13 protein-coding genes and 1 pseudogene are annotated in these 20,296 nt (G+C 56.0%); 8 read left to right on the top strand and 6 right to left on the bottom strand.

Going from position 1 to position 20,296, the window contains the following annotated elements:
• Positions 1-192: 192 nt before the first annotated feature.
• Together hydG and DES29_RS11145 are read right to left on the bottom strand one after the other, a co-directional pair.
• A complete protein-coding gene (hydG, locus tag DES29_RS11150; protein ID WP_005429975.1) occupies positions 193-1,614 on the bottom strand; it encodes a [FeFe] hydrogenase H-cluster radical SAM maturase HydG in 1,422 nt (473 codons plus the stop codon).
• Positions 1,615-1,938: 324 nt separating this feature from the next.
• On the bottom strand, positions 1,939-3,234 hold the full coding sequence (locus DES29_RS11145) for an MFS transporter (RefSeq protein WP_021994565.1): 1,296 nt from the start codon (positions 3,232-3,234) through the stop codon (positions 1,939-1,941).
• 458 nt (positions 3,235-3,692) lie between these two features.
• On the opposite strand from DES29_RS11145, the gene DES29_RS11140 reads away from it, so the two are divergent.
• The 4 genes from DES29_RS11140 (at position 3,693) to DES29_RS11125 (ending at position 11,798) form a co-directional block, all read left to right on the top strand.
• Entirely contained in the window at positions 3,693-4,109 is a 417-nt protein-coding gene (locus DES29_RS11140; protein ID WP_016474045.1) for a hypothetical protein, read from the top strand.
• 339 nt (positions 4,110-4,448) lie between these two features.
• On the top strand, positions 4,449-5,141 hold the full coding sequence (locus DES29_RS11135; protein ID WP_021994566.1) for a hypothetical protein: 693 nt from the start codon (positions 4,449-4,451) through the stop codon (positions 5,139-5,141).
• Positions 5,142-5,492: 351 nt separating this feature from the next.
• On the top strand, positions 5,493-7,256 hold the full coding sequence (gene tamA / locus DES29_RS11130; protein WP_113854905.1) for an autotransporter assembly complex protein TamA: 1,764 nt from the start codon (positions 5,493-5,495) through the stop codon (positions 7,254-7,256).
• Between the two features lie 3 nt (positions 7,257-7,259).
• Complete coding sequence (locus DES29_RS11125) at positions 7,260-11,798, top strand: translocation/assembly module TamB domain-containing protein (RefSeq protein ID WP_021994962.1); 4,539 nt, start codon at positions 7,260-7,262, stop codon at positions 11,796-11,798.
• An 86-nt stretch (positions 11,799-11,884) separates the two neighbouring features.
• Here DES29_RS11125 and DES29_RS11120 read toward each other — a convergent pair whose 3' ends face one another.
• Together DES29_RS11120 and DES29_RS11115 are read right to left on the bottom strand one after the other, a co-directional pair.
• A complete protein-coding gene (locus tag DES29_RS11120; protein ID WP_021994961.1) occupies positions 11,885-12,424 on the bottom strand; it encodes a hypothetical protein in 540 nt (179 codons plus the stop codon).
• A gap of 34 nt (positions 12,425-12,458) precedes the next feature.
• Positions 12,459-12,983: a YMGG-like glycine zipper-containing protein gene (locus tag DES29_RS11115; protein ID WP_016474050.1), complete on the bottom strand. Its 525-nt coding sequence runs from the start codon at positions 12,981-12,983 to the stop codon at positions 12,459-12,461.
• A gap of 225 nt (positions 12,984-13,208) precedes the next feature.
• Between DES29_RS11115 and DES29_RS11110 the strand changes: the two genes are divergently transcribed.
• The 4 genes from DES29_RS11110 (at position 13,209) to DES29_RS11095 (ending at position 18,606) form a co-directional block, all read left to right on the top strand.
• A complete protein-coding gene (locus DES29_RS11110; protein ID WP_113854903.1) occupies positions 13,209-14,444 on the top strand; it encodes an MFS transporter in 1,236 nt (411 codons plus the stop codon).
• Positions 14,445-14,607: 163 nt separating this feature from the next.
• On the top strand, positions 14,608-15,876 hold the full coding sequence (gene dcuC / locus DES29_RS11105; RefSeq protein WP_016474052.1) for a C4-dicarboxylate transporter DcuC: 1,269 nt from the start codon (positions 14,608-14,610) through the stop codon (positions 15,874-15,876).
• A gap of 441 nt (positions 15,877-16,317) precedes the next feature.
• Positions 16,318-18,003 (top strand): carbon starvation CstA family protein, encoded by a 1,686-nt coding sequence (locus DES29_RS11100; protein ID WP_016474053.1) that lies wholly within the window; start codon positions 16,318-16,320, stop codon positions 18,001-18,003.
• Between the two features lie 189 nt (positions 18,004-18,192).
• Positions 18,193-18,606, top strand: a complete 414-nt coding sequence (locus DES29_RS11095; protein ID WP_021994959.1) for a hypothetical protein — start codon at positions 18,193-18,195, stop codon at positions 18,604-18,606.
• 36 nt (positions 18,607-18,642) lie between these two features.
• Here DES29_RS11095 and DES29_RS12650 read toward each other — a convergent pair.
• Together DES29_RS12650 and DES29_RS11085 are read right to left on the bottom strand one after the other, a co-directional pair.
• A pseudogene (locus DES29_RS12650) lies at positions 18,643-18,810 on the bottom strand (helix-turn-helix domain-containing protein); the annotation flags it as partial.
• A 139-nt stretch (positions 18,811-18,949) separates the two neighbouring features.
• Complete coding sequence (locus DES29_RS11085) at positions 18,950-20,164, bottom strand: MFS transporter (RefSeq protein ID WP_021994958.1); 1,215 nt, start codon at positions 20,162-20,164, stop codon at positions 18,950-18,952.
• Positions 20,165-20,296: the final 132 nt, after the last annotated feature.

The raw sequence follows: 20,296 nt of genomic DNA, 5'->3' as shown, positions 1-20,296 counted from the left end.
TTACGAAAAAGCAGCGCGATATGCTCGCGCTGCTTGGCTTAGAAAATCCGCCCCGGGTGCTGAAAAATTAGGGATCAGTTATCCGGGAGTTCCGGTTGCATTTTCGGAGGCTCATTTGTCAGTGCTGACGGCACAGCATATTGGACACCCGCGCATTCGACATAAAGCACGGGTGGATTGGATGCCCAGACGTCAGAAGCGGAAGTCGCGTTCGCCCTGAGCAATGCGTTCAAGACGTTTTACGCTCGCATTGCGGAACTTCTCATTCTTCACTTTGGGGAGTTCGAGCTGAATGACTTGTTCACCCTCGACCAGCGTTTTGGGGGAAGCGTAGTCGCACAGATACTCCTTCATCGTCAGGATGGCATTGGCCTGACAGAAGTCGGCGATGGCGCCGTTCTTTGCAAACTCCATAAAACGGTCGCCCGTGCGGCCGGCGCGGTAGCAGGCCGTGCAGAAGCTCGGAAGGTAGTGATTCTCGAGGAGCCAGCGGACGACCTCGTCAAGCGTGCGGCGGTCATTCGTTTCAAACTGAGCGGAATTTTCAATGTCGCGAATGTCGGCAATGGTGTAGCCGCCTACGGATGTACGAGAACCGCCCGAAATCTGCGAAATACCGAGTTCAAGCGCTTCAGAACGGATGCGGGCGCTTTCGCGCGTCGACATGATCATGCCGGTATAGGGAACGGCGAGTCGAATCAGCGCCACAATCTTGAGGAAGATCGCGTCGGGCACGGCATTGCTGAAGGTGTGCGGGTCAATATCGTCGGCCGGGCAGATGCGCGGCACGGAGATGGTGTGCGGCCCCACGCCCCAGACGGCTTCAAGATGCTCGGCATGCATCAGAAGGCCGACGAAATCGTACTTGTAGAGCGTCAGACCAAAAAGAACGCCGAGGCCGACGTCATCAATGCCGCCTTCCATAGCGCGGTCATGCGCTTCTGTGTGCCAAGCGTAATCAGCCTTGGGTCCCTTTGGATGAAGCTTCTTGTACTCCTCCGGATGGTAGGTTTCTTGGAAGAGCTGATAGGTGCCGATCTCCGCATCATGAAGCTTGCGGTAATTTTCAACCGTCGTCGCGGCGATGTTGACGTTCAGGCGGCGGATTTGTCCGTTCTTGTGTTTGATCGAATAGATGGTCTTAATCGACTCCAGAATGTATTCGATGGGGTTGTACTTGGGGTGCTCGCCAGCCTCGAGCAGCAAACGCTTGTGACCGAGGTCCTGAAGGGCAACCACCTCGCGGGTGATTTCTTCCTGCGTGAGCTTCTTGCGGACGATGTTCTTATTTTTAGCGTGATACGGGCAATAGGTGCAGGTATTCACGCAGTGATTGGAGAGATAGAGCGGCGCGAAGAGAACGATGCGGTTGCCGTAGATTTTTTCCTTGACTTCACGGGCGATTGAAAAGATGCGTTCATTGCAGTCTTCAAGATCGCAAAAAAGCAGCACGGCGGCTTCACGGTGCGTGAGACCTTTGGCCGTACGGGCTTTGTCAATCAGGGATTCAATCAGCGGACGGTCAGATTTGTGTTCTTCGGCCCACTTCAGAGTGGCTTCAATTTCCTCGCGGTTGATGAACTCGTCCGCGCGGCGAGATTTCGGGTTGTACATGAGAGAAAACTTGGTAAAGCGTTGACCGCCTGCCGGAAAATTGGCGGGAATAATGAAACAGCGGTCGGTGGGGGCGTCTTAAAGCGAGCGCCATGGCTTTGTCGAATGCCGGCATCTTAATGGGTGAAAACCCCTTTAACGCTTAAGTTGAAAAGATATTCGACATGCATCAAATGTTCGGGAACGCTTCACTTGATGCTGAACGGCATTTTGTAGACATCTGTTGTTGTGAGCGAACAGTTCAGCCCAAACCGACCGCCCGTATTTTGATGAACGCGGGTGCTTCCAAGCGCTCGATAAAACAAGCGCAGAAGTGCGGAGTCGTCAGTGATGAAGTTCCTGGTGGTCATGCGGGTCGCCCGCCACGGACTTTTTCGCGTATTCGCCGTCGATACGCAATGCGCGCATGCGCTTTAAAACCTCGCTCGCTGCGCAGGCGGCATAAGCGAAACCGCCCGCAGTGCAGGCAGCCAGTACCCAAATGGAACCGCCGGCGCCGATCAGCGTGCCGAGAAAGCCCGCAAAAAGCGGAAAAATGGATTTGCCGGCATTGAGCGCTGTGATGCGCAGGCCAATAGCTTCGCCGATTCGATGCGGCGGTGCGAAGAGGTAGACGAGCGACATCATGTTGGGCAATGACGCTCCAAGCCCGAGACCTTCTAGAAAAGCAGCGGCCATCAAGGCATACGGGTTGTGCGTGAACGGCATGACTGCAAAGGCGAGCGTCGCTAAGAAAAGCGACAGGACGATCATGTGCCACTCAAGCACGTAGCGCAGGAGAATGGGCGTACAGAAGCGCACTACAAAGGTGGCACAAGCAAAGCTGCCGAGCACCCAGCCGATCTCAGAGGGTGACAAACCAACACTGTCAGCATAAACCGGTATCAGCAGATTGCCGACTTCCCAGGCAATGGAGATCATCACCGAAGCACAGAGAACGGCACGCATCGGCGGATCTTTGAGAAAGTCCATGGCAGATCCGCTGCGCTCTTTGTTGGGTTGCCCGTCAGCTCCCGGAAGCTTTTTTCGTCTTCGGCTTGCTGTGTTCAGCAGCCGGCGCATGCCCGGGAACAGGAGGACGATTGAAAGCAGGAGCGGCAGCCCCAGAGCCCACATATAGACTGCAGCATATGAAAAATGCTCAATGAGGTAGCCGGCAGCTACCGGAGAGGCGAGGTTGCTGGTGGCTGTGGTGAGAGAAAGTGCCGTAAAAGCAAGCTGCCTGGTTTTTGGGGTACTAACGTCGCCCGTGAGCCGCTGAACGACAACATTCGTGAGCATGAAGGAAAATCCCGTCAGCGTCGCCGCAGCAAAGAGTGAAGCGATACCGTACTGAGCGGCAGGGAATAAAAGCACTGAACTGCCGGCAAGCATCATGCCGATGCGGGCTCCGGCAAGCGGTCCTCGGGGACCGCCGCGATCCAGCCAACGCCCTGAAGGAATGGCAAAGCACATGGGACCGAGCGAAATTGAAGCCAGCATGGCTCCGACCCAGAAAGTCGACGCACCTGAATTGATGGCATCCAGTGTGGCCGTAAAACGCATCCCCGTTGAACAGACATGCATGATGAGGGTGATCGTCAGAACTTTGAGGAGAGATCGGATCGGAACTTGCGGCATGGGAAAAGCAGGCGGAAGAACGGCCTGCGGATAGGGTTGTAACTATTAAATAGTGAGGTTGAGAAGAAAGATGCGGGGTTGGATCAGCTGATTATCTGCGTTGTTATTCAGTCACAGTATTTACGCGAATCAATTGCAACTTTTTATGTCAATAATTGTGCGCCTCAATTGAGGCAGTGAATGCAGCTTCTTATTGTCAATACCGATGCCAAACCCGCACCGCGACTGAGTGCAAACCGGCCGGAAAACGCGAAAGGTTTGCGCCCCAAGGGATTTCAAGAGTTGATCTGATTACGCTCGGTTGCAAATTGATTGTACTCCTGCCGAGGTAGAGCCCTTTCTAAAACACGCGGGGCGCCTCACAATACGCTGAGGAAGTAGCGGAAGCGGCCGAAGACACTATTCAGACAATGCGTGCTTAATGCCTGTAATGAGCAAAACGCAATGCGGCGTTTGAAATGGTTGACCGCCTACAAAAAGATTTGATCTTTACTTCTAAATCTGATAAGGCAACATTGATTGCCAGCAGAGTGGTGCGGCTTTACATGGGGGATGTGGAGACGCACCAATATTTTGAACTGCTCCGAGGCGGCGCCTCGGACATTGACTATGCCGGCTCAAAGGATCCGGCAGAGTACAAAACACGGAGCGAAAATATGGACATGACTCTTGACGGCAGCAGCCAGAGCGGGCGTCCCGCCAAAAAGACGGGCGTCATTAGCTGCCGCCTTCCAACTGAACTGAAGACTGCGGCCGAAGCCTTGGCCGCGAAGAACAATGTTCTTCTCTCTCATCTTCTGCGTGAATTCCTCGAGGAAACCGTCCGTCAAGACGATCCTTTCTGGTGGCGCAAGGGTGAAAAGAAGACGAAGTGAGGACTCCAGAGCTCAAAGCTCTGTCTTCTTGTCAACACTGCTATAGATGGCTTCTTACGAAGCCGCTGTAGATGTCAACCGGCGCCAGAGATTGGCGCCGGTTTCCTTTTGCTGAGATTTAAGAGATTTTTTGATTGTTCATGACTTCTCGCTCGCGAAATGAAGTGGCAGAATGAGCAAAGCGATTCTCAATCCGCATTGACACTTTCAATCACGCTGCAGGTTGGGAAAGGCTCTTGATGGAGGCTCGAGGCGCATGCCGCATTTTCGAGCGGACAACAGTCAACCGCCTGAGACAATCAGTTTTGTGCTGAAGCTGCAGGTATTAGGAGAAGATTCATGGCCATTATCAAGATCAAGACAAAGATTGAACTTTCGGAAAAAGAGCTCACCGGTTTTCGAGCCGCCATTGAAAAAATGGGACTTGCACCCGAAGAAGCCGTGAAGCTTTTCTTCAATGAAGCCGTGAAGCTTCTTGCGGAAAAATACAGTGTGACGCCGCAGAAAAAAATGAAAGTTGAGCAAGTCGCCGCTAAACCAAGCAAAGCGGTGAAGGCCCAAAAGAAGGCGGTCGAAAAAGCAGAGGAAAAATCCGTCAAGACGCCGAAAGCGCCGGCTGTAAAAAAGACTGCAGCCAAAGAGGCTTCCGTGAAGAAGGCGGCGGCTAAGACGGAACAAACGGCCGCTAAACCTGCTGCCAAGGCAGCTGCGCAAACAGCGGAAAAGAAGCCTGTGAAGCCTGCTGTTAAAAAGGCGGCTCCTAAAACTGTGAAGGCTCTGGCCCAGACGGAAGTGAAGCCCGAAGTCAAAGCGGCCGCAGCCGTCAAGGCGCCGGCCAAGGCCGAACCCGGTGCTAAGAAGCCGGCAGTCCGCAAAGCACCGGTGAAGAAGCCGGCAGTCAAGACTGCGGTCAAGCCTGCGGCGACGCCCGCTGCGAAGCCGGCGGCTAAACCAGCCGCTGCAGCAGTCAAAACGGCAGAAGAAAAACCTGCGGCAAAACCTGTCGTCAAGGCTGAAACGCCGAAGGCTTGATTGATGTCACGAACCGCAGGCCGGCTAAGCTGGTCTCAGCGGTTCGCGGCAGACGAGCTGACCGGCCGCGGCTGCGTACTGGATTGAACAGACGCACGCTCGGCCGGTTTTCTATTGTCCGTTCAAACCTCACAGAATTGTCTTGAATAATTTCACAGCCTAAGAGAAGTTTCGCCTTTCTCCTACAATTGATAAACGCGCAAACTTACGCGCAGGGCTGCAGGTGCAGAAGATTCGCCGCTGCCTCGTTGGTCGCGCAAAGCGCTGAGATAACAGTTCAGTGCCGCAGCTGCGGCGTTTGAAATCCTGTTTGAGTTCCAATCATCAAGATTTAGCAGCGTACGCCTCGTCATGATGCCGTCTATCCGTCTCTCCGCAGTCTTTGTCGGCCTGTTCTGCATCGTTCTTGGAGCGACTGCAGTACATGCTGCTGACGCCTTTTCCGTTAAGGTTGAAGGACTTCAGGGCGACCTCAAAAGCAATGTTGAAGCTCAGCTTGCTTCCATGGGTATCGGCTCTATTACCATCGAAGCGCGCTATCGAGCACGAGTGCGCAGCGGGGTACGCACCGGACTGCGGGCTTTGGGTTATTACGATCCGCAGCTGAAGTTTTCTTGGGGGCCGAAACCCGCAGAAGGCAGCCGCAATCCGCGCGAACTGACGGTGGTGGTGACGCCCGGTGACCCCGTAAAAGTGATGGGAGCGGAGCTCTCGCTCGAGGGGGATGCTGCCAATGATCCGGATTTTGCTGTGCTCAGGAAGAATTTGCCGAAAAAGGGCAGCGTGCTCAATCACGGTGAATATGAGGACTTCAAGAAATACGTGCAGAGCCTTGCTACCCGCAAAGGCTATTTTCAAGGCCGCTTTACGAAAAACGAACTCGGCGTATCGAGAGAACGGCGGGAAGCGTACTGGCGGCTCGCCTATGATTCGGGTCCTCGATGGCATTTCGGTCCTGTTTCATTTTCCGGCGGACAAATTGACGCTGACATGCTTGAACCGCTCGTCCCTTTTAAGGATGGTGAACCCTACGCCGCACCGAAGCTCGCGCAGTTAAACGAGAATCTCGCAGATACGGGATGGTTCAGTTCTGCCGTTGTTGCGCCCGACTTTAAGCAGGCCGACGTCGAGAATCACATCGTGCCGATGTCGGGGGCGCTCACTCCGCGCAAAGGCAACATTATTGAAACGGGTGTCGGATATTCAACCGATGCGGGTCCTCGCTTTACGGGCAAATGGGAAAAGCCGTGGGTGAATTCGCGCGGTCATAGTCTGTCGTTCGCTTCAACCGTGTCAGGGAAAGAGCAGACGATGGATGCAAGCTACAAAATGCCGCTGCAGAAGAGCCCGCTCGAAGAGTTTTGGCTGGCTCAGGGCGGCCTCAAGCACACCAATCTGAATGACACAAAGTCAATGCAGACCTCATTGGCGGCGACTCGCTATTGGAATATGGAAGACGGCTGGCAGCGCTCCATTGGTCTGCACTGGCTGATCGACAACTTCACGCAGGGCGATACGGATGCCACGACAATGCTCGTCTATCCTACGATTGCGTTTAACCGCACACGCTCGCGCGGCGGTTCCATGCCGATGTGGGGAGACTCTCAGCGCTACTCGCTCGATATCGCCAGAGAGCTTTGGGGGTCAGACATTAATTTCTGGGCATTCAATGCCCAAGGCGCCATCATTCGCAGCTATGCCGCGCGGCATCGATTGATCGGCCGCTACGCTTTCGGCTGGATTTCATCGAGCAGTTTTGATGAGGTGCCTCCGGATATGCGTTTTTTTGCTGGCGGCGACCGCAGCATTCGAGGGTATGACTACAAATCCCTTTCTCCTCGTGACGCATCGGGCGATCTTCGAGGTGCGAAGCGGCTCCTCACGGCTTCGCTTGAATATCAATTCAATGTAACGGGGTCCTGGTGGGGAGCGGCATTTGTGGATACGGGCGAGGCGGTGGACCGCTTGGACTCTACGCACTTTAAAACGGGTGCGGGCTTAGGCATTCGCTGGCAGTCTCCCGTGGGCCCGGTGAAATTGGATATTGCGCGTCCGATCGGCGATCCGGATCACAAGGGATTTGCCTTCTACATTGGTCTCGGACCGGAGCTTTGAGTGATGACGACCAAAACCACAGATCCGAAGACGGACGTTTCCAAGAGAGCTGAGAAGAGACGTCGTCCGATGCTGCGCTTTGCATTTTGGACATTCATCGGTACGGCAGGGGTTTTGACCGCTGCCGCAGGGGGTGCGGCCTGGCTGGTCGGTACGGAAAGCGGTCGTTCAGCAGCGCTTAATCTGGCTGTCCGTTTCGTCCCGGGCTTTGAGGCGCAGGCTATATCCGGTCCATGGGATGATCTGACGGTCAAGCGCATCGGCTGGATGTCTCCGGGCATTTCGGCCAAGATTGATGAACTGCACCTCGGCTGGGATTGGCGGGCGCTTTTTCAGCACTCTCTTCACGTCACTAAGTTGGAGGTCGTCGGGGCAGACATCAAAGTGGATACAACGGCACTTCCCGCTTCAGAGGATGCGCCTGCCGACGATGCTGCCGGACTGCCGGATCTGCAGCTGCCGTTTTCCGTCATTCTGGAGCAGGCGGCACTCCTGCAGATCAGGACCGAGATCGACGATCTGCGGCTGACGGTGAGTCAGTTTGCAGCATCGGCGGAACTTATCCATGGCGAGCTGCGCCTGCCCGAAGCTGCCTATAACGACCTGATGATTGAAGCGCCAGCCTTCAGTTTGTCTTCCAACGCTTTCAAAGCGACTGAATTTCAATTCGGCGGCAGTGCGGCGACTGTGAATGCCATGCATTTGACCGGCGGCCGAGTCTCGCTTGCAAAGGGCTCAGAGGAGTCTACCGCAGAGGAGACCGCAGCGGTTAAGGCTGATGAATTGTCAACGGCCTCAGACAGCTTAGCGCAAGCGAACGCTTCCTCCGCAGCGGCTCTTCAAGGCTTTGCCCAAGCCCTGGATGAAATGCTCCAAAAGCCTTTTGTCACTAAGCTGCCCGCTGTAGCCGTGCCGCTTGACGCCAAGCTGACGTCGCTGGTGATGACAGATTGGCAGATTGCCGGACTGACGGCAGATCAGGCGCTGCCCGGTTTGGCACCGTTGGTGCTGAATAAAGCAGAAATTAAAAACGCTTCGGTTCAAAAGGACGGTTCTCTTTCGGTTGAAGCCGCGGCGATTGATTCTTCCGTACTCTCCATCAGCGCATCCGCAGAGGCCAAACTGGCTGATGCCTGGCCGCTTTCCGTTCACCTTGAAGCTCGTGCGGACGCCGAGCCTTGGGCAAAGCTGCTCGGCATCCGTTTCAAGTCGCCCCAGAGCACTTTGGTGATGGATCTTTCGGGAGAGGTTATCGGCGAACTTAAGCTCGCGGGTTCTGCCGCAGGGGCTGTTGATCTGGCGTTTTCACTCTCAGCCGATCCGTCTAAACCGTATCTCCCGTTCAATGCCTCACTGACGTCCTCTGAGCTCTTGATCCCGGCTTTGGCTGTAAAGCAAACCGCTCAGAGCGCAGCGGAGGCAAAAGGGGCTGTGTTGCCGGATGCCGCATCGGCAGCCCAGACGCAAAAAGACAAGATTGCGCAGCTTCAAGAAGCTGGTGCGGCACAAGCGTCCGCGGGTGCTTCCGAAGCATTGAAAAATGCCTTCTGGACCATTCGTGATTTGGCTTTTCACGCCGGCGGAGATGCCCGGAAGTATTCATTCACTCTCTCGGGTAAGCCCGAGGTTTCAGCTTCTCAAGCCATTCTCGCTGGGAAAAAGACTTTTGCCGGCGTGATTGATGCGGCCCTTTCGGGAACGCTCTCAGGGGCTCGGATTGACCGCTTCGTTGCAGAAACCCCGTTGGGACGGCTTGAAGCTGCAGGATCGGCAGAGTGGCCGAAGGATCTCGACTGGAGCGGAACGCTCAAGGCCGATAATATCGACCTGGGCGGATGGGTTGTCTCTTTCCCGCTGAAACTCGCCGCTGAGGCCTCGGGAAGCGGGTCATTGACAACGGCGGGCAATTTTGCTTTCAGCGCCAAGAGTCAGGTAAAGGGGGCTATTGGCAAGCAAAATGCGCCGCTCGAACTCCGTTTGGCAGCAGCAGGCGAAAACGGGCTGAATTGGCAATTGGATGATTTCTACGTCCTATTGGGTCGCAACACCGCTTCAGCAGCCGGATCCATTGAAGAGCTTCGGGGCGTGAAGCTCGATATGAAGCTCGATGCGCCTGGACTCCTCAACACGATTCCGGGGCTGAGCGGCAGAGCCAAGGGGGACGTCCATGTCGACGGAAGTCTGGCTAATCCAGTGATCCTTGCAGATCTGAAGGCCGAAAAGCTTGCCTACAACGATATTTTTGCGCTCGAGCAGTTTGGCCTCTATGCCGATCTTCGCAACTCTCCAAATCCAGATGCCGACGTTGAGCGCCTGAAGCTTAAGGCGTTCACTGCCTACAAGCGCCCGGTTCAGAAGAGCAGCCCATCCGTTTCGGCTGCGCCGGCTGAAGCCTCGGCAGCCGTAAAAACAGCAGACACTTCGGCAATCAGCAGCCGTATGCCGCCGGGAAGACTCGTGCCGCCAAAAGCGGGCAGCTCTGCAGCGGAAAAATTCGATTTCATCGTTCGATCCCTCTCTGAAGGTGAAGTGGTCGGAAAGCTTCTTCTCAATCTGAAGGAGCTCACTGCTCCGGGCGTCAATATGCCCCAGCTGGAGGCGTCGCTCCAAGGGCGTGAGACGGCTCACGCGCTGAAACTGATGCTCGACGGAGAGCCCGTGAGCGGGAGCGTTGCGCTCACTGGCGGATTCTTCCGCGATACGCTCGACTGGACGGGCAGACTGACTCGAGCCTCTCTTACGACGCCCGCAGGGGTCTGGTCCAATGCGTCTCCTGCAGACATGACTTGGAGTACTGCAAAAACGCAGGCGACGATTGCCGGACATTGTTGGAAGCATGATGATGCTGAGGTCTGTGCGCCTAAAACTTTGGTGCTGGGCCGCAGCGGGGAAGCAGAGCTGCGTTTGACTCGTCTTTCGATGTCGGTTCTCAAACCTTATCTGCGGCGCAAGAGTGACACCTTGGAGGGTGCGCTGACGGGCGGCGTGCGGCTGAAATGGGATCTTGACAATGGCCGCATGCCCGAAGGCATGGCGGATCTCAATGGGGACGGACTGGCTTATTCAACCCGTTGGCAGGGTGTGCGGATTCCTGTGGAACTTGAACGTCTGCGCGCGCATGCATTGTTGTCCGAAAAGCGCGTTGCACTCGCGTGGGATGTCAAGCCCAAAGGAAACGGCAGCATTTGGGGAGAGGTCGGCGTCATTGACCCCATGAAGACGCGTCGGCTCGAAGGGCGATTTGGTTTAACGGGCGTTACGCCTTCCTTTATTCAGCCGTTTCTCTCTAAAGGGGAAAAAGCGGAGGGTGTTGTTAACGCCGATCTGCGCGCCGGTGGTACGCTCATCAAGCCGGAACTATACGGCAGTGCAGCGCTTGAGGACGTTGTGGTGAATGCCGACTTGGTGCCTTTCGATATGGAGCCATCAGGACTGGAGCTGCGTTTTAACGGCCGATCTTCTACCCTGACGGGAGAGGTGAGGTCGCTTGCCAATCTGACGGGGAAAACGAATTCATCCGACCGCACACTGCAGAAGATTGAACTCTCCGGCAGTGCTTCTTGGGAAAGCCTGACGGATTGGCACGCCAGTGCTCGAGTCAAGACAGACGGACTTCGGCTGACCCTGCCGCCCTCCATTCGGCTGGACGTTAAAGCGGATGTGAAGACCGAGGCCGATCCCAAGTCGGCATCCGCATCGGGCAGCGTGGAGATTCCGTCGGCGCTTATTGAAATCAATGAGCTCCCGGCTTCTGCGGTCGCCGTATCGGATGACCAGGTGATGCTCGACGCCAATCTCAACCCCATCGCTGCGAAGACCGAAAGTCTGCCGATACGCGCAGACGTCGACATCGTGATTGGTGAAAAGGATGTGCGTGTCAAAGCCTACGGATTGGATGCTTCGCTTTCAGGCAAACTCAAATTCATGATGGGCGGCGGCCGCATGGGACTCCTCGGCAGCATGAATATTCCGCGCGGGCGTTTTCGTGCTTACGGGCAGGATCTTTTAATTCAAACCGGTGAATTCCTTTTTTCCGGTCCGATGGCCAATCCGAGCATTCGTTTGGAAGCGATCCGCAATCCGGAGTCTACAGAGGACGACGTGACGGCCGGCATTCGTGTCACCGGCACGGCTGATGAACCGGTGGTACAGCTCTTTTCAACACCTTCCATGTCCGACGAAGAGGCGCTTTCCTATCTCCTGCGAGGCGAGGGACTCGGCTCGGAAGACGGCAGCAGCTCAGCCATGATGACGAGCATGCTCATTGGGCTGGGCACCTCTCAGGGCGGCGGCATTTTGAGTGAAATCGGCGACGCGGTGGGCCTTTCCGGCGTGGGTATCGATACAGCAGGCAGCGGGGAATCCCAGCAAGTAGTGGTGTCCGCCTATCTGCTTCCTGGTCTGCAGGTGAAGTACGGCGTTGGCATCTTTGATTCGCTTGCGACGCTGACGCTTCGTTATCGACTGATGCCGCGGCTCTACTTAGAAGCGGTCTCCGGCGTCAATCAGGCGCTGGATCTACTCTATCGGTTCGAATTTTGAACAGAAAAAAAGCGCTCCGACACGGATGGCGGAGCGCTTGAAAGGCGCGGCGCAGGCGTACTTGCGCCGCTTTTGCAATACTGGGCTTACTGGGCAGTCTTCATTTGACCGCGCAGTGCCTCAACTTCGGCCTTCATGCGGTCGAGCTCAACCTGAGCTTTTTCGCGTGAAAGTTCCGAGCGAGCTGCAGCATCGGAAACGGTTCCTTCAACTTGAGCTCGGCGTTCAGTCACGTCAAGTTCCTTCATTTGAAGTTCAAGTTCGCGAACCTTGTCCTCATATGCGTCGAGCTTAGCCTGACGAGCGGCTTTTTCCTTAGCCGCCGCAGCTTGCTGCTGGGCTTTGGCTCGAGCGGCAGCGGCCGCACGTTTCTCAGCGGCTGCTTTTTCCTTGGCGGCGGCTTCCTGAGCAGCAGCTTGAGCGGCAGCGCGGGCGGCCTCTTTCTGACGAGCCAATTCCTGCTGTTCTTTGGCAGCGGCGTCAATCGCCTGAAGGTTGTAATCAATCTGATCCGGGCTCATGTCTTTGACCCCGGGCGGGAGCGTCGAGGTGGCAGTGCTCGGTGCGGCAACGGCCGCAGCAGCAATGGTCGACGCGAGCAGCGCGGCAAGTGTATGAAGATTCATCATTCAATCCTTTTTAATCTGCTAAGCGTCAGTATCAGCGGCCGCAGCCGTAAGGGTTGTTGGGCTGAATGCGCGCTTCGTTGGGCGTGGGCGACACCATAACGGCCGTGCCGGTCTTGAATTCGCAGGGACGGCCGACCTGTGCGCTCTGAAGCACCTTGCCGGAAGCCGTACGGAAGACGATCTGCACGCCGTCGGTATAGCTCGTGGACGACGATCCGCCGACTGCATCGCCGGCCAAACCGCCGACCGCGCCGCCAGCGAGACCGCCCATCACGCGCGAAGAGGTCGAATGATTGTTGTGGTTGCCGATGGCTGCGCCGGCAATGGCGCCGAGAATGGCACCAGTCATTCTCGCGGTATCACGGTTGTCATCATTGGGGACGGCAACTCGGGCAGCATTGACTGCAATGATCTGGACGGTATTGACTTCCTGAACCTGATTGACCTGTCCCGCGTAGTAGGTGTCTGCGCGGTAGCGTGTGCCGTCGTTGGCGCAGCCGGCAAGAGCAAGAGCCGCAGCGAGCGACAAGGCAATGACGGAAACTTTCTTCTGCATGTGGTTTGTCCGTAGGTAGGAGGGGGTTCATTTGGCGACGGGCGCCGAGTGAACGATATGATTTGATCTACACTCTACACGATAGTGCAGGATAGCCTGAACAATTGTTCAGTTTATATGCGAACTGTAACTATCCGCTACGATTGAGGCGCAGGCGTTGATGAGGTGCATGTGTGTGTTTTCAATGCACTTTAAGGGCGCTGTGACAGCATAAAGAACCTTGCAATGACACTATTATCCGATGCCTCAGCGCAAAAGACTTCCTCTCAGGCACTGATGCCTGCACTGATTGCTCTGCTGTTGACAGCATTTGTAATGCGAGGTCCTGTTACAGGCGTTGGTCCCGTAGCCGCAGAAGTGGTTGCCGCCTACGGAACGACCTGGAGCCTCTACGGGCTGCTGGCCGCACTGCCGGTTGCCGCTTTTGGGCTTTGTTCTTTTCTCGCTCCGGCGCTTCAGGCGCGTTTAGGCCTTTGCGGAGCCGCGTCGGCTGCGCTCGCTTTGCTGCTCCTCGGCACTGCGCTTCGCTTCATTGCGAATCTGGCGGCTTTTGCGGGCGGCATGTTCCTGCTGGGCGCAGGTATTGCGCTGCTCAACGTGCTCATGCCGGTCGTCATCAAAACGCGCTGGCCGAGAAGAATCGGCACGCTGATGGGACTTTATACCGGCATGATCGGGCTTTCCGGTGCGGTGGGCGGGCTCACGGCTGCGCCGCTTTTTGCCTGGGGCGGGAGCTTGAGCTGGCCCTTTGGTTTTTGGACCGCAGGAGCCCTGCTGGCGCTGATGGTTTGGCTGCTCCTGATGCAGTGCAGGACGCAAGGACAGTCAAGCGAATCGCGGTGCTCTGCACCAAAGCCAGCGGAGGATAAGGAGAGACCGCTGGGACTGCTTCGCCGGACGCTGCGCGTGCCTTTGGCCTGGATCCTCACGGGGGTGATGGGACTCCAATCCACACTGATTTATACGGCCGCAGCCTGGATGCCTTCGTATTGGCGTGCTCAGGGAATGAGTTTTGAAACGACGGGCATCTGGATTTTCGTCTTTCTCTTTTCGGGACTGCCCGCTTCCGTGATGACGGCGAAGTTCTTCAAAGTCTGTCCCAGCGATCGTACTGCCGGCGCCGTGCTTTCGCTCCTTTATGTGCTCGGACTTGCCGGCTGGCTCGCTGGCGGCGCATGGCTCCTTCCTGCCTCTGTTGCCGCTGGAGCTGCACAGGGGGCGATGCTCTCGGCGGCCTTCCTTTTGATGGCTTCGCATACGAAGGGCAGTCAAGCCATGCTCGCCGTATCGACGCTCTCTCAAGGCATCGGGTATCTGGCTGCCGGCGCAGGTCCTTTCATCTTCGGGCGGCTTTTGCAGGCAACGGGCGGCTGGACGGCGCCGTTCGTTTTCTTCACTGCTGTGATTATGCTTTGGGGATTATGCGTTCGCCTCGCCGATACCCATCAAACAGTCAATTAGCTGTTTTCAAAAAGCAGGTAAAAAATTTGTTTTCTAAGGAAAAATACCTTAGCGCAATTGTCATTAGATTTCGCTAGAATCCTCCGCTTTGCGGCCCTGGAAAAAGAAGCGAAACAACGCTCTGCCAACGGTCGTTTCTTCCCAACCAAAGGTATATCTCAATATGACATGGTCCATGGGTGTGGCGCTTGTCGTCACTATCGGCGCTATTGCAGCGCTTATCAAACGCTGTGAAACCCGTCTAGTCCTGCTCTCCGCGGGTATTTTGATGGCGCTGCTTTCGCTCGAACCGATGATTGCTTTTAAGCAGTTTGATAAGTCGATGACGAATGCAACCCTCATCATTGCCATCTGCTCGGCGATGGGTTTTGCAAGCGTTGTCTCGCTCACGAAATGCGACGTGCATCTTGTGGCGCTCCTCACGAAGCCGCTCAAAAAGCTCGGCCTCATGCTTTTGCCCGCCTGCATGCTCGTCGTGTCACTGATTTCGATCGCCATCCCTTCGACCTCAGGACTGGTAGCTGCGGTCGGTCCGACGATCATTCCCCTCATGGTTCGTGCGGGTTTCCATCCGGCTATCGCTGCCGCGAGCGTGGTGGGGTCGATTACGCTCGCTTATCTCAGCCCTGGCGTATCGCACAACGCCTTCATCGCTAAGCTCGCCGACATCACGATCATGGACTTCATCGGCCGCTGGATGCCGGTCACTGTCGGCGCAACGTTGGCCTCTATTGTTTTGATGGTCATCGTCTGCGTCGTCTATCGCGATTTCCGCCGCGAAGGTTTTTCTCAGGTTGACGGCGCTGAGAGCAAGCAGTCTGATCTGCCGGAAAAACCCAACATTCTCTTTGCCATTGCTCCGCTTCTTCCGGTCGTGATCCTCGTTTGCGCAAGCATTTGGGCGCCGCAGCTCAAGATGTCGGTGGCTACCGCCATGCTGATCGGCGCTATCTATGCTATCGCCGTCACTCGTACCAGCCCGGCAGAAGTGACTAAGAAGTTCTTTGACGGCATGGGGCGCGGTTATGCGAGCATCATCGGCATCATTATTGCTGCCGGCGTATTCGCTGCCGGGCTGCGCGCCTGCGGCGTGATCGATGCTTTCGTCAATTACCTCACGCATGCCAACGAAGTGGCCAAATTGGGCGCTGCTTTAGGGCCTTATCTCATGGCCATCGTGACGGGTTCGGGCGACGCGGCCACGTTTGCCTTCAATGAGGCCGTGACGCCTCATGCCGCTCAGTTCGGCATGTCCATTGACAGTCTGGGCTATCTTGCCGCTATTTCGGGCAATTTCGGTCGTCTTTCTTCGCCGCTCGCCGGCGGCATGATCATCGCTGCCGGGCTCGCTGGCGTTTCGCCTTTTGAGATCGTCAAACGCACGGCTCCCGTGATGTTCATCTGCTTGGTAGGGGTGTACTTCCTCGGCTAAAAATACGATCTTTCATAGGGCAGCCCAAGCGCTCGGTCCAGACCCAAGCGATGCTGCCCCAAGGATCTTTGACTTACGGGCGGTGTTCCTCTTGCGGGGAATACCGCCCGTAAGTTGTTTTTGAGGTTCTAAAGAAGAGTGAAAGCCCTTAAGCGCTTTTGCTCAGGCAGATTGACATTTGCTTACGAATGGTCATATTGCACTTCAATTAAAAAATAATGCATTATTTATTTCATATAAATCAACGCTAATAAAAGATTAAAAAAGAAAAGTTGCATTTGCTATCGTATTGAAAACTGTCTACCATTCATTTCGTGAAGCCGCCGGAAGACCCTGTTTTCGGCGGCTCAATTCGCCGTTTGTCTGTCAAGGAGACCTCGGGGTCTCAACAGAAGGACGGCGAGATTATTTTCAAAGTCACTCAACCAAGGCAAAGTAGAAATGAATGGGCTGACAGTCATGCTGATCGCTCTCGTCGCTCTGGCCTGCGGGTATTTCGGATACGCCCGCTGGCTCGAAAAGACATGGGGGATCGATCCCAACCGGCCGACGCCGGCTGTTGAAAATAAAAGCGGAGATTACGCTCCCGCCAATAAGTGGACGGTGTTTGCGCACCAGTTCACGTCCATTACGGGCGCAGGCCCTGTTACGGGTCCGATTATTGCCGCGATGTTCGGGTGGCTTCCCGCACTGCTCTGGATGCTCATCGGCGGCATCTTCTTCGGTGCCGTACAGGACTTCACAGCCCTTTACGCCTCGGTTAAGAATGGCGGCCGTTCAATCGGCATGATCATTGAGGACTACATCGGCCGCACCGGCCGTCGTCTGTTCCTGCTCTTTTGCTGGCTTTTCACGCTGCTCGTGATTGCGGCTTTCTGCGACATGGTGGCCAACACTTTCAACGGGTTTGCCAAGGACGGCTCGCAGATCATGCCGAATGCGGCGGCAGGTTCGATTTCACTCCTTTACATGTTCGTCGCGGTGCTCTTTGGCCTCTACCTGAAGAAGTTCCGTCCGACAGCGGGCATTCAGCTAGTGGTCGGCATCGTGCTCATGTGCCTGATGCTCTGGGTCGGCATCGCGAATCCGATCTACCTGGACAGCGTTACGTGGCGCTATGTGGTGTTTGCGTACCTGTTTGCCGCTTCGGTGATGCCGATGTGGCTCCTTAAACAGCCTCGCGACTATCTCTCGATGTTCCTTTTGATCGGCATGATTGTCTGCGGTGTTCTCGGCGTCTTCGTCAAGAACCCGACGCTCAATATGCCCGCTTTCGTGGGTTTTGAAGTCAAGAATCTGGATCTTTTCCCCATCCTCTTTGTGACGATCGCCTGCGGTGCCGTGTCTGGTTTCCATTCTCTCGTGAGCTCGGGCACCTCCTCAAAGATGGTTGCCAACGAAAAGGACATGCGTCTTGTGGGCTACGGCTCCATGTGCGTTGAAGTCGTTCTCGGCATCGTGGCGCTGATCATCGTCTGCGCCGCGGCGAGCAACGGCGTACTTCCGGCGGGCACGCCTTTCCAGACGTTCTCCGGGTCCGTCGCCGGATTCCTCACCGATATCTTCGGTGTGCCGACCGACATTGCTGCCTGCATCCTTACGATGTGCGTTTCTGCTTTGGCTTTGACATCTGTTGATGCTGTGGCGCGCATCGGCCGTATGTCGCTGCAGGAACTGTTCACCCCGGGCCCCGGTGAAGCGATGGGACCGATCCAGAAGCTCTTTACGAATACCGTTTTCGCGACGATCCTGACGCTCGCCATGGGCTATGCGCTCTGCCTCGCGGGCTACATGTCGGTTTGGCCGCTCTTTGGTTCCGCAAATCAGCTTCTCTCGGCTTTGGTGCTCACTGGCCTCGCGGTCTTCCTGAAGGCAACCGGCCGCAAGGGCTGGATGCTTTATGGTCCGATGACCGTCATGTTTGTGGTGACGATGACTGCTCTGATTCAGGCCTGCCTGCGGATCTTCCGCTCCATGGCCGACGGTACGTTCGTCTTCATGGTAGGCGGTCTGCAGCTGATCATCGCCGTAGCGCTGATCATTCTGGCCCTTCTGGTGGTTTATCACTGCGTAATGAAGCTGCGCGAACCGTCGCCGGCTGCTGACGCAGCTGCCAAGCAGGCTTAATGAGAGAGGCTGCCCTTATCGGCAGCTGACCTAAAATAAGTACCGGTCTGGCAGCAATGCCCGCAAAGAACAGACAGTCTTTGCGGGCATTTTCCACTCGTTTCGGGCAGGAATCAACGAAACGTCTCTGCTACGATTGCGCCTCCGTTTCGAATGTCACGCTGCTGCCCTAAGTGCAGTGTCTTTGCTATGCAGTTCATTCTCAGCACGCTTCTTACCGCTCTGCCCGCCATTCTTCCAATCTTCGTTCTGATGTGTGCGAGGATTTGGCCGATGCGCTTTCGCGCCCAAAAGGTGCTGATGGCGGCGGCTTTCCTATGCTATGCGGAGGCTCTGGCAGCCTTTGCACTGCATGCTGCCGAAATTGCGGGCGGTGCGCCGGCATTTTTCAATGCCTTTTACGGTTCGCCGTCGGTCATGACGCCCTATGCCATGGCCGGCTATGCCGGCCAGTGCCTTGCAGTGTTTGCGCTGATGCTGATCGTCAACTGGCGCGCAATGGTGGGATACTTCAGCGACGAGCCGCAGACTAAGGCTGCGAAGTCCTCTGAAACAGAAAAAAAGGCGGCGCCCGCAGAAAATTCGGACATAGGGAAAAAATAATCCGCAGTGACGCCATTGAGCCCCAAAGCTTCTCGGCACTTGCTGCGGACTCACATAACCTACCGCGAAGGCAGCGCTGTTCACGTCACCGTCGCCGCGCATTAAAAATTGCTGAGCCTCATAGAGCCGAAGCCGTTTTTGATACTGAATCGGCGTGAAGGAGGTGAGTTCCTTGCACTGTCGGTGAAAGGTCGCCGGCGACATGGGGGCAATGCCCGCCGTCTCAATACTCGTCGAGACGACGTAAGACTTCGAAAAACCGAGAGGGCTGCCAATGAAGCGAGAATCCTCCGTCCCAACCCGTTAGGGATTGGCGGGGAGCAGTCTGCGCAATAGGCCTTCGCTAAGGCATTTTTGACTGGATCTGATCTTGAAGTGCAGCGATGCGGCCAGCGGTGCGTTCCTCTTCGCGCACTCTGTGAATAAGCCAGTTGACAAAAAGAAGACCAAAACCCGCGAGTGCCAGAAAAAATCCCGGCATAGCCGCCCAATTTGCAGCTTTGCCCGCATCGATGGGCAAACCGCCGAGCCACGCACCGACGGCGTTGCCGGCGTTGAAGGATACCTGAGCGAGTGATGCGGCAAGCAGCTGGCCTTCTTTGGCGTTGCGGATCATCAGGACCTGTTCGGGGCCGGAAATGAAAAATACGCAGCCAGCGGCGAGCGTTGTGAGTGCTATTGCTGCCGGACTCCAGTGCGCGAGAAAAAAGACTGAAGCCAGTGAGAGCAGCAATACGCCCTGACCAGCAGCAGCAAGCGATTCATCTGAAAAGGACGATGAAATTTTGGCGCAGAAGAGGTTCCCAAGCACCATGCCGGCACCGGCGAGCGTGATGACAACGGACATCATCGAAGCCGGAACCGCGGCCACGTGTTCCATGACGGGATTGACGTATGAATAGTAAGCGAAGAATCCGCCGTTGCCGAGGCCAATCGCGCCAAGCACGAGCCATGGCTCGAGGCTGCGCAGGAATCGGAATTGTGCGGCAAATCCGCTGTCGGGCAGTGCCGGCACTTTGGGAACAGTGATGCGAATGGCCGAAAAAGTGATCAATGCCGCAGCGGCAGCAATGGCAAATGCTGCGCGCCAGGACACCGCCCAGGCGAGAAAACTCGCGAGCGGAACGCCCGCGAGATTCGCGATGGTCATGCCCGCGACCATCAGACACATGTCTCTTGAGGCTTTGCCGGGTTCGGCAAGCTGCGTGCAGAGTACGCCCGCTGCGCCGAAGTAGGCGCCGTGAGGCAGCCCGGCAATGAAGCGGCTCAAAAGCATCAAGTGATAGCTGCCGACAAAGACGGTGAGCGTATTGCCGAGCGTGATGATGCCGACAATGATGAGCAGCAGCGTCTTGAGCGGCATCTTGCGCGCCGCAGCTGCCATGATGAGAACGCCCGCACAGACGCCGGCCGCATAAGCAGAAATAAAGTGTCCGGCTTCAGGCACCGTAACGCCGAGATCATCGGCAACGGGCAGAAGAATCGACATCATGGAGAATTCGGCGACGCCGAGAGCAAGCGTACCGAGAGCAAGGGCGGGAACGTGGCGCGGAATCATTTGCGGCGGCCGAAAAAAACAAAAAGGGCGCGATAATTCCGGAACTCCCGGATAACAGATCCCGAACTCGTGTGATTAAGGTCAAGGATCGGATGTTTTGCTGAGCTAATCCCGTGAAAATGAACCAATAAG

The sequence above is a fragment of the Sutterella wadsworthensis genome (assembly GCF_003315195.1).
GTDB lineage: Bacteria > Pseudomonadota > Gammaproteobacteria > Burkholderiales > Burkholderiaceae_F > Sutterella > Sutterella wadsworthensis.
Note: the sequence above shows the minus strand (reverse complement) of the source record. Positions and strands in the feature narration are given on the sequence as shown.